A 12,924-nucleotide genomic window follows, 5' to 3' on the forward strand; every position below is an offset into this window, starting at 1 on the left:
GGTCAAGGCCGCCGTGCATTGGGCAGAATGCCCGTGCCGCAGGTCACAGGGTTCCCGAGAGGCGAGACAGGTGGGCCGGTGGCCGAGCGCGACCGATAAACTGTTCCACGGACGGCCAGGCGCAGCCCTGTGCCGCCCGCCCATGATCAGCCAGCAGCCGCTGCAACCCCAGGGAGCGTTGTGTCCCGTCGCCTGTTCACCTCGGAGTCCGTGACCGAGGGTCACCCCGACAAGATCGCTGACCAGATCAGCGACACCATTCTCGACGCGCTTCTGCGTGAGGACCCGACCTCCCGGGTCGCCGTGGAGACGTTGATCACCACCGGCCTGGTGCACGTGGCCGGCGAGGTCACGACCAAGACGTACGCGGACATCGCCACCCTGGTCCGCAACAAGATCCTCGACATCGGCTACGACTCGTCCAAGAAGGGCTTCGACGGCGCTTCCTGCGGCGTCTCCGTCTCGATCGGCGCGCAGTCCCCGGACATCGCGCAGGGCGTCGACACGGCGTACGAGTCCCGGGTGGAAGGCGATGAGGACGAGCTGGACCGGCAGGGCGCAGGCGACCAGGGCCTGATGTTCGGCTACGCCACCGACGAGACGCCGACCCTCATGCCGCTGCCGATCTTCCTGGCGCACCGGCTGTCCAAGCGCCTGTCGGACGTGCGCAAGAACGGCACGATCCCCTACCTGCGCCCGGACGGGAAGACCCAGGTCACCATCGAGTACGACGGCGACAAGGCGGTCCGCCTGGACACCGTCGTCGTCTCCTCGCAGCACGCCTCCGACATCGACCTGGAGTCGCTGCTCGCCCCCGACATCCGCGAGTTCGTCGTCGAGCCGGAGCTGAAGGCGCTCCTGGAGGACGGCATCAAGCTGGACACCGAGGGCTACCGCCTGCTGGTCAACCCGACCGGCCGCTTCGAGGTCGGCGGCCCGATGGGCGACGCGGGCCTGACCGGCCGCAAGATCATCATCGACACCTACGGTGGCATGGCCCGCCACGGCGGCGGCGCCTTCTCCGGCAAGGACCCGTCCAAGGTGGACCGCTCGGCCGCGTACGCCATGCGCTGGGTCGCGAAGAACGTCGTGGCCGCCGGCCTGGCCGCCCGCTGCGAGGTCCAGGTCGCCTACGCGATCGGCAAGGCCGAGCCGGTGGGCCTGTTCGTGGAGACCTTCGGCACCCACAAGGTGGACCCGGAGAGGATCGAGAAGGCCATCGACGAGGTCTTCGACCTGCGCCCGGCCGCGATCATCCGCGACCTCGACCTGCTCCGCCCGATCTACGCCCAGACCGCCGCCTACGGCCACTTCGGCCGCGAGCTGCCGGACTTCACCTGGGAGCGCACGGACCGCGTGGCCGCGCTGAAGGAGGCGGCGGGGCTCTGAGCCTTGCGCCCGGATCGTTCCGAGGCCCGGCTCCCCTCTGGGGGAGCCGGGCCTCGCCCGTTCCCGGAGCAGGCCGGGGCGCCGGCAAGCGGCGCGCACCGCGCGGACCCTCGGGCGGGCTGCGCGGCCGGCGGTCCCGGCGGGGCGCCGGTTGTCAGTGGGGTTTGGTAAGAATGCAAGCGTGAGCAGCGAGAACGGGCAGGGGGACGGCGGGGCGCCGCCGGAGCAGCTCGCGCTCATCCGGGAGAGCGTGCGCCAGGCCAAGGCGCCGCGCGCCAAGCCGCGGACCTGGCGCGGGGCCGAGCTGGCCGGGGAACGGCCGGTGGCCCGGGTGCTGGTCGACAAGGGCGTGCTCCACCTCGACCGGTACTTCGACTACGCCGTCCCCGCCGAACTGGACGCGGACGCCCAGCCCGGCGTGCGGGTGCGGGTGCGGTTCGGGGCCGGCCGGCACCGGGTCCGGGAGGGCCGCCGCGAGGGCGGCGGACTGATCGACGGTTTCCTGATCGAGCGCCGGGCCGAGTCCGACTACGCGGGGCCGCTCGCCGCACTCGCCCAGGTCGTCTCGCCCGAGCCCGTGCTCGGCCCCGAACTGCTGGGCCTGGCCCGCTCCGTCGCCGACCGGTACGCGGGCAGCCTCGCCGACGTCCTGCAACTGGCCGTGCCGCCGCGCAACGCCCGCGCCGAGCAGCGCCCCTCGCCCGACCCGCTCCCGCCGCCCCCGGCGCCCGCCGCGGGCTCCTGGACGCGCTACGAGCGGGGCGCGGCGTTCGTCGAGGCGCTGGCCGCGGGCGGCTCGCCCCGCGCCGTGTGGAACGCGCTGCCCGGACCCGACTGGAGCGAGGAACTCGCCCGCGCCGTCGCCGCCGCCCTCGCCTCCGGGCGCGGCGCCCTCGTCGTCGTCCCCGACGGCCGCACCGCCGCCCGCGTCGACACCGCGCTGACCGCCCTCCTCGGCGAGGGACGGCACGCGCTGCTCACCGCCGACGCCGGCCCCGAGAAGCGCTACCGCCAGTGGCTCGCGGTGCGCCGGGGCTCCGTCCGCGCCGTCGTCGGGACCCGCGCCGCCATGTTCGCGCCCGTGCGCGACCTCGGACTGGTCGCCCTGTGGGACGACGGCGACGACAACCACAGCGAGCCGCACGCACCGCAGCCGCACGCCCGCGAGGTACTGCTGCTGCGCGCCGCCCAGGACAAGTGCGCCTTCCTGCTGGGCAGTCGCGCCTGCACCGTGGAGGCGGCCCAGCTCGTCGACACCGGCTGGGCGCGCCCTCTGGTGGCGGCGCGCGACCAGGTGCGGCGGGCGGCGCCGCTGGTCCGCACCGTCGGCGACCGCGATCTCGCCCGCGACGAGGCCGCCCGCGCCGCCCGGCTCCCCTCGCTCGCCTGGCAGGCGGCCCGGGACGGACTGCGGCACGGCCCCGTGCTGGTGCAGGTGCCCCGGCGGGGCTACGTGCCGCGGCTGGCCTGCGCGCAGTGCCGGCAGCCCGCCCGCTGCCGGCACTGCGCCGGACCCTTGCAGGGGCAGGACGGGGGAGTGCTGCGCTGCGAGTGGTGCGGGCGCGAGGAGAACGGCTGGCACTGCCCGCACTGCGGGGCGTTCCGGCTGCGCGCCCAGGTCGTCGGGGCCCGGCGGACGGCCGAGGAACTGGGGCGGGCCTTCCCCGCCGTGCCGGTGCGCACCTCGGGACGCGAGCACGTGCTGGACACCGTGCCGGACGCCCCCGCGCTGGTGGTGAGCACCCCGGGCGCCGAACCGGTCGCCGAGGGCGGCTACGCGGCGGCGCTGCTCCTGGACGGCTGGGCGATGCTGGGCCGGCCCGACCTCCGGGCGGCCGAGGACGCGCTGCGCCGCTGGATCGCCGCCGCCGCGCTGGTCCGCCCGCAGGAGGCGGGCGGCACGGTGGTCGTGGTGGCCGAGCCGACGCTGCGGCCCGTGCAGGCCCTGGTGCGCTGGGACCCCGTGGGACACGCGGTGCGGGAACTGGCCGAGCGCGCCGAACTGGGCTTCCCGCCGGTGTCCCGGATGGCGGCCGTCACCGGCCCGCCGGCGGCGGTCGCGGACTTCCTGCGCACCGTCGAACTGCCGGGCCCGGCCGAGGTGCTGGGCCCGGTGCCGCTGCCGGTCACCCCGGCCGGCCGGCCGCGCAGGACGGGCGCGCCGCCGCCCGGTGAGCAGTGGGACCGGGCACTGGTCCGGGTGCCGCCCGGCAGCGGCGCCGCGCTGGCCGCCGCCCTGAAGGCCGCGCAGGCGGCCCGTACGGCGCGGGGGGGCGTGGAGGGGGTGTGGGTGCGGATCGACCCGCCGGACATCGGCTGACGGGACGTGGCGGCCTTCGTGGTCGCTGTAGTCGCTGTAGTCGCTGTGGTCGGCGTGATCGCGGACGCCGTCGCCGTCGAGGCACCGGCCCCGGACACACCCGCGCCCTCCCGGATACGGCGGGGAGGGCGGCGTGGTGTGGTGAGCGGCGGGCGTCAGCCGTTGCGGGGACCCGGGAAGGCGGTCGGCCGGACGTCCTCGCGCAGGGACGGGCTGCCGGCCGTCGGCTGGGTCGGCAGGGAACGGGCGGCGGGAACCGTCGGAACAGCGGGCCCGGCGGGCACGGCGGGTACGCCGGGCAGGGCGGCGCCGACCTCGACGGTGCGGGTGGTCCCGGGCTCCGCGGCCCGCTCGGCCTCCGCCGTCTGCGCGGCGGCACGGCGCGCGCCGTAACGGCGGTGCACGGCCTGCTTGGTGACGCCGAGGGCCGAGCCCACGGCGTCCCACGAGAAGCCGAGCGAGCGGTCGAAGTCCACGGCCGCCGTGACCAGGGTCTCGACGCTGTCCCGCAGTTCCTGCGCGAGGCGGACGGTCGGGGCGGGGGCGCGTCCGTAGACGACGAAGCCCGTGGAGGGGCCGGAGCGGCGCGGGCGGTAGACGTTGCCCAACTGGGCGGTGAGGGTGCGCAGTGCGTCCACCTGCCGGCGGACCCGCTCGATGTCCCGCACCAGCAAGTGCAGGCTGGCCCGGGCCTGGGCGTCGTGGGTTGCGTGGTCGGCCATGAACAAGCCTCTCGAACCGGCGTTGAAAGGAACCGGGCCGCGCGAGCGGCCCGCTGTGGTCAACTCTGTCTTGACCAACGCCTTTTCGGTCCGCTGGTCACGGTGTGGGGGCGTAAGGGCATATGCGTACGCCCCCGAAGGTTGCCGGGCGACATGGCGCACGCCCGCCCCGTACGGCGCACAACCCCAAGCGGGGGCGCACGCCCGGCCGAGGGGGCGTACGCCCTCATGACTCGCCCTCGGCGGCCCGGCGTTCCTGGTCATAGACTGGTGCGCTGCCCGCGTTCCCGCCCCGACCGAGAGGCCCGCACCCGCCCATGAAGCTCGTCTTCGCCGGTACCCCCGAGGTCGCCGTTCCCGCCCTGGACGCCCTGATCGCCTCCGGCCGGCACGAGGTCGCCGCCGTCGTCACCCGCCCCGACGCACCGGCCGGCCGCGGGCGCCGGCTGATCGCGAGCCCGGTCGCCGAACGGGCGGAGGAGGCCGGGATCGAGGTGCTCAAGCCGGCCAAGCCGCGCGACCCGGAGTTCCAGGAGCGGCTGCGGCAGATCGCCCCGGACTGCTGCCCGGTCGTCGCCTACGGCGCCCTGCTGCCCCGGACCGCCCTCGACATCCCCCGCCACGGCTGGGTCAACCTGCACTTCTCCCTGCTGCCCGCCTGGCGCGGCGCCGCGCCCGTGCAGCACAGCCTCATGGCGGGCGACGAGATCACCGGCGCGTCCACCTTCCTCATCGAGGAGGGCCTCGACTCCGGACCGGTCTACGGCACGATCACCGAGGAGGTCCGGCACACCGACACCAGCGGCGACCTGCTCACCCGGCTCGCCCTGGCCGGTGCGGGCCTGCTCGCCGCGACCATGGACGGCATCGAGGACGGCGCCCTGAAGGCGGTGCCGCAGCCGGCCGAGGGCGTCACCCTCGCGCCGAAGATCACCGTGGCGGACGCCCGGGTCGACTGGACCGCCCCCGCCCTGCGCGTGGACCGGGTGGTGCGCGGGTGCACCCCGGCGCCCGGCGCGTGGACCACGTTCCGCGGCGAGCGGCTCAAGCTGATCCAGGCCGTCCCCGTGCCCGCGCGGACCGACCTCGCGCCGGGCGCGCTCGCCGTCGGCAAGAACAGCGTCCACGCCGGCACCGGCTCGTACGCCGTCGAGCTGCTGTGGGTGCAGGCCCAGGGCAAGAAGCCGATGCGGGCGGCGGACTGGGCGCGCGGGGCGCGGATCGCGGAGGGCGAGGCGCTGGGGGGCTGAGAGGCGGCGCCGGGGGCCGAGGCGAGCGGGCGTCGGCGGGGTCACCGGGCGGCCCACCGGGCGGCGGCGAGGCGGCCGTGGGGCGCGGGCGTGCGGTCCCGTACGGGACGTAGGCTGGGCGTACGGCGCATTCGCGCGCCGCGCGGCGCCCCGCGGCGCCCCGCACCCCACACATCCGGAGCACCTTTTTCGTGAGCGACACCTCCCGTCGGGCCCGCAGGCCCGCCAAGCCCTACCGCCGGCCGCAGAAGGACCCCGTCCGCATCCTCGCCTTCGACGCGCTGCGCGCGGTGGACGAACGGGACGCGTACGCCAACCTCGTCCTGCCGCCGCTGCTGCGCAAGGCGCGGGAGAAGGGCGACTTCGACGCACGGGACGCCGCGCTCGCCACCGAGCTGGTCTACGGCACGCTGCGCCGCCAGGGGACCTACGACGCGATCATCGCCGCCTGCGTCGACCGGCCGCTCAGGGAGGTCGACCCGCCCGTCCTGGACGTGCTCGGCCTCGGCGCCCACCAGCTGCTCGGCACCCGCATCCCGAGCCACGCCGCCGTCTCCGCCACCGTGGAGCTCGCGCGGGTCGTGCTCGGCGACGGGCGGGCCAAGTTCGTCAACGCCGTGCTGCGCAAGGTCGCGCAGAGCGACCTCGACGGCTGGCTGGAGAAGGTGGCGCCGCCCTACGACGACGACCCCGAGGACCACCTCGCCGTCGTCCACTCGCACCCGCGCTGGGTCGTCTCCGCCCTGTGGGACTCCCTCGGCGGCGGCCGCGCCGGCATCGAGGACCTGCTGGAGGCCGACAACGAGCGGCCCGAGGTGACCCTCGTCGCCCGGCCCGGCCGCGCCACCACCGAGGAACTCCTCGGCGAGGAGGCCGCGCTGCCGGGCCGCTGGTCGCCGTACGCGGTACGGCTGACCGAGGGCGGCGAACCGGGCGCCGTGACCGCCGTACGGGAAGGCCGGGCGGGCGTCCAGGACGAGGGCAGCCAGCTCGTCGCCCTCGCCCTGGCCGACGCGCCGCTGGACGGCCCCGACGAGAAGTGGCTCGACGCCTGCGCCGGACCCGGCGGCAAGGCGGCCCTGCTCGCGGCGCTCGCCGCGGAGCGCGGCGCGTTCCTGCTCGCCTCGGAGAAGCAGCCGCACCGCGCCGGGCTCGTGGCCCGCGCCCTCGACGGCAACCCCGGCCCGTACCAGGTGATCGCCGCCGACGGGACCCGCCCGCCGTGGCGGCCCGGCAGCTTCGACCGGGTCCTCGTGGACGTGCCGTGCACCGGCCTGGGCGCCCTGCGCCGCCGCCCCGAGGCACGGTGGCGGCGCCGCCCGGAGGACCTGGACGGCTTCGCCCCGCTCCAGCGCGGGCTGCTGCGCACGGCGCTGGAGTCGGTGCGGATCGGCGGCGTCGTCGGCTACGCCACCTGCTCGCCGCACCTCGCCGAGACCCGAGCGGTCGTCGACGACCTGCTCAAGCAGTTCCCCGACACCGAGCTGATCGACGCCCGGCCGCTGCTCCCGGGCGTCGGGGCCCTCGGCGACGGCCCTGACGTACAGCTCTGGCCGCACCTGCACGGCACCGACGCCATGTACCTGGCCCTCATCCGCCGCACGGCCTGACCCCACGGGGCCGCCGGGTCTCCGGCGGCCCCGAGACCGTGGCCGTACCTCCGGCGGCGCCTCCCGACGGCGCCTCCCGACGGCGCCGACCGGTACGTCCGCGCCCGCGCCCGATCGCGGTACGTCCGCGGCCGAGGCCGACGGTGGCGGTGGCCCGGCGGCGGCCGGTGGACGCGGCCCGGCGGGACCGGGGCGAACAACCGTGCTCCGGCATGGCAGTCTTGGGGCATGGCCGCGCAGATCAACCCGAGCATCCTGTCCGCAGACTTCGCCCGCCTCGCCGACGAGGCGAAGGCGGTCGAAGGCGCCGACTGGCTCCACGTCGACGTCATGGACAACCACTTCGTCCCGAACCTCACCCTCGGCGTACCGATCGTGGAGTCCCTGGCCCGGGCGACGGACACGCCGCTGGACTGCCACCTGATGATCGAGGACCCCGACCGGTGGGCCCCGCAGTACGTCGAGGCCGGCGCCTCCTCGGTCACCTTCCACGTCGAGGCCGCCGCCGCGCCGGTGCGCCTCGCCCGGGAGATCCGCGCCAAGGGCGCGCGCGCCTCCATGGCGCTCAAGCCCGCCACCCCCATCGAGCCCTACGAGGACCTGCTCCCGGAACTCGACATGCTGCTGGTCATGACCGTGGAGCCCGGCTTCGGCGGCCAGGCGTTCCTCGACATCATGCTGCCCAAGATCCGCCGGACCAGGGAGCTGATCGGCAAGCACGGCCTCCAGCTCTGGCTCCAGGTGGACGGCGGAGTCTCCGCCTCCACCATCGAGCGCTGCGCCGAGGCCGGCGCCGACGTCTTCGTCGCCGGCTCGGCGGTCTACGGCGCCGACGACCCCGCCGAAGCGGTACGTGCACTGCGCACGCGGGCGGAGGCGGCCACCGCCACCGCATCGTGGGCGTGCGACCACTGAGCGTCAGCTACGTGAACGGCTCTCATCAGGGCTGATCCTGCGCGCCGGATCTGCAAGGATGAACGGCGAATCCAGAGTGTGAACAGCAGTGAGGAGATCGCCGTGTCGGGTATGTCGGCGGGCCGGTCAGCAGTGCGGATGGGACCCGCTGAGCTGGTGCAGGCGGCGGCCATGGCCCGCCGTTTCTACCTAGAGGGGAAGTCGAAGATCCAGATCGCCGAGGAGTTCGGCGTCAGCCGCTTCAAGGTGGCCAGGGTCCTGGAGACCGCTCTCGAACGGGATCTCGTGCGCATCGAGATCCGCGTGCCGGCCGAACTGGACGCCGAGCGCTCCGACGCGCTCCGCGCCCGCTACGGCCTCAGGCACGCCGTCGTCGTGGAGTCCCCGGCCGACGCCGAGGAGACCCCCGACCCGGAGAACCTCGGCGAGGTCGCGGCCGACCTGCTCGGGGAACTCGTCAACGAGGGGGACGTCCTGGGGCTGGCCTGGGGCCGCTCCACCATCCACATGGCGGCGGCCCTCGACCGGCTGCCCCCGTGCACGGTGGTGCAGCTGACCGGCGTCTACGACGCCGGGACCGCCGAGCGCGGCTCGGTGGAGGCCGTGCGCCGCGCAGCGCAGGTGTCCGGCGGCGACGCCCACCCCATCTACGCCCCGATGCTGCTCCCGGACGCGGCCACCGCGGTGGCGCTGCGCAACCAGACCGGGATCGCACGGGCCTTCGAGTACTTCGACAAGGTCACCGTCGCCTGCGTCTCCATCGGTTCCTGGGAGCCGGGCATCTCCACGGTGCACGACATGCTCAGCGACGAGGAGCGCGCCCACTACGCCTCGCTCGGCGTCGCCGCCGAGATGTCCGCGCACCTGTTCGACGCCGAGGGGCGGCGGATCGGCCGTGACCTGGGGGAGCGGTGCATCACGGTCAAGGCGGACCAGCTGCGCCGCATCCCCGAGGTCGTCGCGATAGCGGGCGGGCAGCGCAAGGCGCCCGCGATCGACGCGGTGCTGCGCTCCGGGCTGGTCACCAGCCTGGTCACGGACACCTCGGCCGCCGACTACCTGATGACGGCCGGTACCGCTCCGAAGCCCGCCCTGAACCGGGCGGACCCGGACGGGGTCTGAGAATACGGATCTGGACGCGGGTCCGAGGACGCGCGGGTCGGCGCGGGACGGCTGTGGCGATGTGTCGACACATCGCCACAGCCGTCCCGCGTTCGCGCACCCGGCACCCGCGCCCCCGCCCGGTCCAGCGGCCCGCCCCCGCCGTTGGAGGTTCCTCCCACCCGGCCCCTGACCGGCCTGGATGTTCTGCCGGGGGCCGGTGCCGCCCGGGGCGTGGGACAATGAAGTACGTGCTCTTTCCCCCTGGCGGTCCTGCCAGGGGGTCACCTCTGAACGACTGGGATGTGCAGCACGTGCGTTTCCTCAACGACATCCAGCCCGCGTACGACCTGACGTACGACGACGTCTTCATGGTGCCGAGCCGCAGCGCGGTCGGCTCACGGCAGGGCGTGGACCTCAGCGCCCCGGACGGCACGGGCACCACCATCCCGCTGGTCGTCGCCAACATGACCGCGATCGCCGGCCGCCGCATGGCCGAGACCGTGGCCCGCCGCGGCGGACTGGTGGTCATCCCGCAGGACATCCCGATCGACGTCGTCACCGACGTGGTCTCCTGGGTCAAGAGCCGCCACCACGTCCTCGACACCCCCATCGTGCTGGCCCCGCACCAGACGGTCGCCGACGCCCTCGCCCTGCTGCCCAAGCGGGCGCACAACGCCGGCGTGGTCGTCGACGAGAACCAGCGGCCCGTGGGCGTCGTCACCGACCGGGACCTCACCGGCGTCGACCGCTTCACCCAGCTCGAACTGGTGATGAGCAAGGACCTGCTGCTCCTGGACGCGGACATCGACCCGGGCGAGGCCTTCAACACCCTCGACCAGCACAACCGGCGCTACGCCCCCGCCGTCGACAAGGACGGCCGCCTGGCCGGCATCCTCACCCGCAAGGGCGCCCTGCGCGCCACGCTGTACACCCCCGCCACCGACGACCGGGGCGGACTGCGCATCGCCGCCGCCGTCGGCATCAACGGCGACGTCGCGGGCAAGGCCAAGCAGCTCCTCGACGCGGGCGTGGACACCCTCGTCATCGACACCGCGCACGGCCACCAGGAGTCGATGATCAGCGCGGTCAAGCTGGTGCGCGACCTCGACCCGCGGGTCCCGATCGTCGCCGGCAACATCGTCTCCGCCGAGGGCGTCAAGGACCTGATCGACGCCGGCGCGGACATCATCAAGGTCGGTGTCGGCCCCGGCGCCATGTGCACCACGCGGATGATGACCGGCGTGGGCCGGCCGCAGTTCTCCGCCGTCCTGGAGTGCGCCGCCGAGGCGCGCAAGTACGGCAAGCACGTGTGGGCCGACGGCGGCGTCCGCCACCCGCGCGACGTGGCCATGGCGCTCGCCGCCGGCGCGTCCAACGTGATGGTCGGCTCCTGGTTCGCCGGCACCTACGAGTCGCCGGGCGACCTCCAGCAGGACGCCAGCGGCCGCCTCTACAAGGAGTCCTTCGGCATGGCCTCGGCGCGTGCCGTCGCCAACCGCACCTCGGAGGAGTCCGCCTACGACCGCGCCCGCAAGGCGCTGTTCGAGGAGGGCATCTCCACCTCGCGGATGTTCCTCGACCCCACCCGCCCGGGCGTCGAGGACCTGATCGACTCGATCATCGCGGGCGTCCGCTCCTCCTGCACCTACGCCGGCGCCGCCTCCCTGGAGGAGTTCGCCGACAAGGCCATCGTCGGCGTCCAGAGCGCGGCCGGCTACGCCGAGGGCAAGCCCCTGCACGCCAGCTGGAGCTGACCCGCCCGGCCGCCGGAGCCGAGCCGTATCCTTCCCGCGCCCAGCGGCCCCCACGGCCCCCACGGCCCCCACGGCCCCCGTCCCGCCCCGTCACAGGGCCGGACGGGGGCCGTACGGCGTTCCGGGCCACCGGGGCGATAAGGGACGCACCCGTACGTCGGGCGCGCAACGGTCGAAAGCACCCGCGCAACGAACGTCCGCTCAGCGCCGAGCAACGCAACGATCATGCGGAGACACGCAAGGTTGCTGCATTACGACCGCGACGCCCCGCCTCATAGGGTCTGCGCTGTACGTGGCGCGGCAGGGACCCCGCTCGGTGGGTCCCCCCGGGACGGGGCGCCACCGGTCCCCGCCGCTGAAGACCCGCAGCGACAAGGAGCCGCGCGTGCTCGACCGAGGCGCCCCCAGTGCACCACCGCACGACCGCACCACCCCCGTCCCCCCGTCCGCCGGCGCCCGCCTGATGCGGCGCAAGCCCGTGGAACGCCTGGTCGCCGAGGGCGGCCAGGGCGAAGGAGGGACCCTCAGGCGGTCCCTCGGGCTGTGGCAGCTCACCATGATCAGCATCGGCGCCACCCTCGGCACCGGCATCTTCGTGGTCCTCGGGCAGGCCGTGCCCAAGGCCGGTCCCGCCGTCACGCTGTCCTTCGTGATCGCCGGCCTCACCGCGCTGTTCTCCGCCCTGTCGTACGCCGAACTGGCCGGCACGATCCCCGTCTCCGGCTCCTCCTACTCGTACGCGTACGCAACGATGGGCGAGCTGATCGCCTGGGTGTGCGGCTGGTGCCTGCTGCTGGAGTACGGCGTGTCGGTGGCCGCCGTGGCCGTCGGCTGGGGCGAGTACCTCAACGAACTGCTCAAGGGGACCATCGGCGTCACCCTCCCGGCCGCGCTGTCCGAGCCGCCCGGCGACGGCGGCGTCTTCAACCTGCCGGCGCTGATCGTCGTCCTGCTCGCCATGGTCTTCCTGATGGGCGGCGCCAAGGAGTCCGCGCGCGCCAACACCGTCATGGTCTGCGTGAAGATCGCCTCGCTGGTGCTGTTCTGCGCCATCGGCGTCCAGGGCTTCCGCAGCGGCAACTACGCCCACTTCATGCCGCTGGGCATGGGCGGCGTCAGTGCGGCGGGCGCGACGCTGTTCTTCTCCTACATCGGCTTCGACGCCGCCTCCACCGCGGGCGAGGAGGCCAAGGACGCCCAGCGCGACCTGCCCCGCGCGATCATGCTGTCGCTGGTCATCGTGACCGCGCTCTACGTCCTGGTCGCCGCCGTCGCCGTGGGCGCCAAGCCCTGGCGGCAGTTCACCGACTCGGAGGCGGCCCTCGCCCAGATCATGCGCGAGGTCACCGGCCAGTCCTTCTGGGGCACCCTGCTGGCCGCGTGCGCGGTCGTCGCCATCGCCAGCGTCGTCCTGACCGTCCTGTACGGCCAGACCCGCATCCTGTTCGCGATGTCCCGCGACGGCCTGGTGCCCAAGGTGTTCTCCCGCGTCCACCCGAAGACCGGCGCGCCGCGCGCCAACACGGTGATCGTGTCGCTGTTCTGCGGCGTGCTGGCCGCCGCCGTCCCGCTGGGCCAGCTCGCCGACGCCACCAGCATCGGCACGCTCTTCGCCTTCGCGCTCGTCAACGTGGCGGTCGTGGTGCTGCGCCGGACCCGTCCCGGTATGCGCCGCACCTTCCGCGTGCCGCTGTCCCCGCTGCTGCCCGCGATCGGCTTCGTCCTGTGCGTCTGGATGATGGGCAGCCTCTCGGCCGTCACCTGGGTGGTCTTCGGAATCTGGATGGCGGTCGGGCTCGTGTTCTACTTCGGGTACGGCTACCGCCGCTCCCGTCTCGCCGCGCCTTCCGAAAAGTGATC

At 74.5% G+C, this 12,924-nt stretch carries 9 protein-coding genes; 8 read left to right on the forward strand and 1 reads right to left on the reverse strand.

Going from position 1 to position 12,924, the window contains the following annotated elements; translation table 11 throughout:
• Positions 1 to 180 precede the first annotated feature (180 nt).
• The gene (gene metK / locus ABEB07_RS06665) at positions 181 to 1,389 is read left to right on the forward strand and encodes a methionine adenosyltransferase (protein WP_345667416.1); all 1,209 of its coding nucleotides are present in this window, start codon (positions 181 to 183) and stop codon (positions 1,387 to 1,389) included.
• A 181-nt stretch (positions 1,390 to 1,570) separates the two neighbouring features.
• Positions 1,571 to 3,709, forward strand: a complete 2,139-nt coding sequence (locus tag ABEB07_RS06670) for a primosomal protein N' (RefSeq protein ID WP_345667417.1) — start codon at positions 1,571 to 1,573, stop codon at positions 3,707 to 3,709.
• Positions 3,710 to 3,864: 155 nt separating this feature from the next.
• Here ABEB07_RS06670 and ABEB07_RS06675 read toward each other — a convergent pair whose 3' ends face one another.
• Positions 3,865 to 4,431 carry a hypothetical protein gene (locus ABEB07_RS06675; RefSeq protein WP_176148225.1) on the reverse strand — a complete coding sequence of 189 codons (567 nt, stop codon included), beginning with the start codon at positions 4,429 to 4,431 and terminating at the stop codon, positions 3,865 to 3,867.
• 317 nt (positions 4,432 to 4,748) lie between these two features.
• Here ABEB07_RS06675 and fmt point away from each other — a divergent pair, with 317 nt between their 5' ends.
• The 6 genes from fmt (at position 4,749) to ABEB07_RS06705 (ending at position 12,922) form a co-directional block, all read left to right on the forward strand.
• Positions 4,749 to 5,681: a methionyl-tRNA formyltransferase gene (gene fmt, locus ABEB07_RS06680; RefSeq protein ID WP_176148224.1), complete on the forward strand. Its 933-nt coding sequence runs from the start codon at positions 4,749 to 4,751 to the stop codon at positions 5,679 to 5,681.
• Between the two features lie 191 nt (positions 5,682 to 5,872).
• On the forward strand, positions 5,873 to 7,291 hold the full coding sequence (locus ABEB07_RS06685) for an RsmB/NOP family class I SAM-dependent RNA methyltransferase (RefSeq protein ID WP_345667420.1): 1,419 nt from the start codon (positions 5,873 to 5,875) through the stop codon (positions 7,289 to 7,291).
• Positions 7,292 to 7,519: 228 nt separating this feature from the next.
• Positions 7,520 to 8,206: a ribulose-phosphate 3-epimerase gene (gene rpe / locus ABEB07_RS06690; protein WP_176148222.1), complete on the forward strand. Its 687-nt coding sequence runs from the start codon at positions 7,520 to 7,522 to the stop codon at positions 8,204 to 8,206.
• A gap of 78 nt (positions 8,207 to 8,284) precedes the next feature.
• Positions 8,285 to 9,328 (forward strand): sugar-binding transcriptional regulator, encoded by a 1,044-nt coding sequence (locus ABEB07_RS06695; protein WP_164585561.1) that lies wholly within the window; start codon positions 8,285 to 8,287, stop codon positions 9,326 to 9,328.
• 284 nt (positions 9,329 to 9,612) lie between these two features.
• Positions 9,613 to 11,064, forward strand: a complete 1,452-nt coding sequence (locus ABEB07_RS06700) for a GuaB1 family IMP dehydrogenase-related protein (RefSeq protein ID WP_345667421.1) — start codon at positions 9,613 to 9,615, stop codon at positions 11,062 to 11,064.
• 385 nt (positions 11,065 to 11,449) lie between these two features.
• Positions 11,450 to 12,922, forward strand: a complete 1,473-nt coding sequence (locus ABEB07_RS06705) for an amino acid permease (protein WP_345667422.1) — start codon at positions 11,450 to 11,452, stop codon at positions 12,920 to 12,922.
• Positions 12,923 to 12,924: the final 2 nt, after the last annotated feature.

It is taken from the genome of Streptomyces similanensis (genome assembly GCF_039543625.1).
In the GTDB taxonomy this organism is placed as follows: Bacteria; Actinomycetota; Actinomycetes; order Streptomycetales; family Streptomycetaceae; genus Streptomyces; species Streptomyces similanensis.

Coding starts and splice junctions, on each gene's coding strand:
- fmt (WP_176148224.1), top strand. CDS start 4,749: ATGAAGCTCGTCTTCGCCGGTACCCCCGAGGTCGCCGTTCCCGCCCTG.
- ABEB07_RS06675 (WP_176148225.1), bottom strand. CDS start 4,431: ATGGCCGACCACGCAACCCACGACGCCCAGGCCCGGGCCAGCCTGCAC.
- rpe (WP_176148222.1), top strand. CDS start 7,520: ATGGCCGCGCAGATCAACCCGAGCATCCTGTCCGCAGACTTCGCCCGC.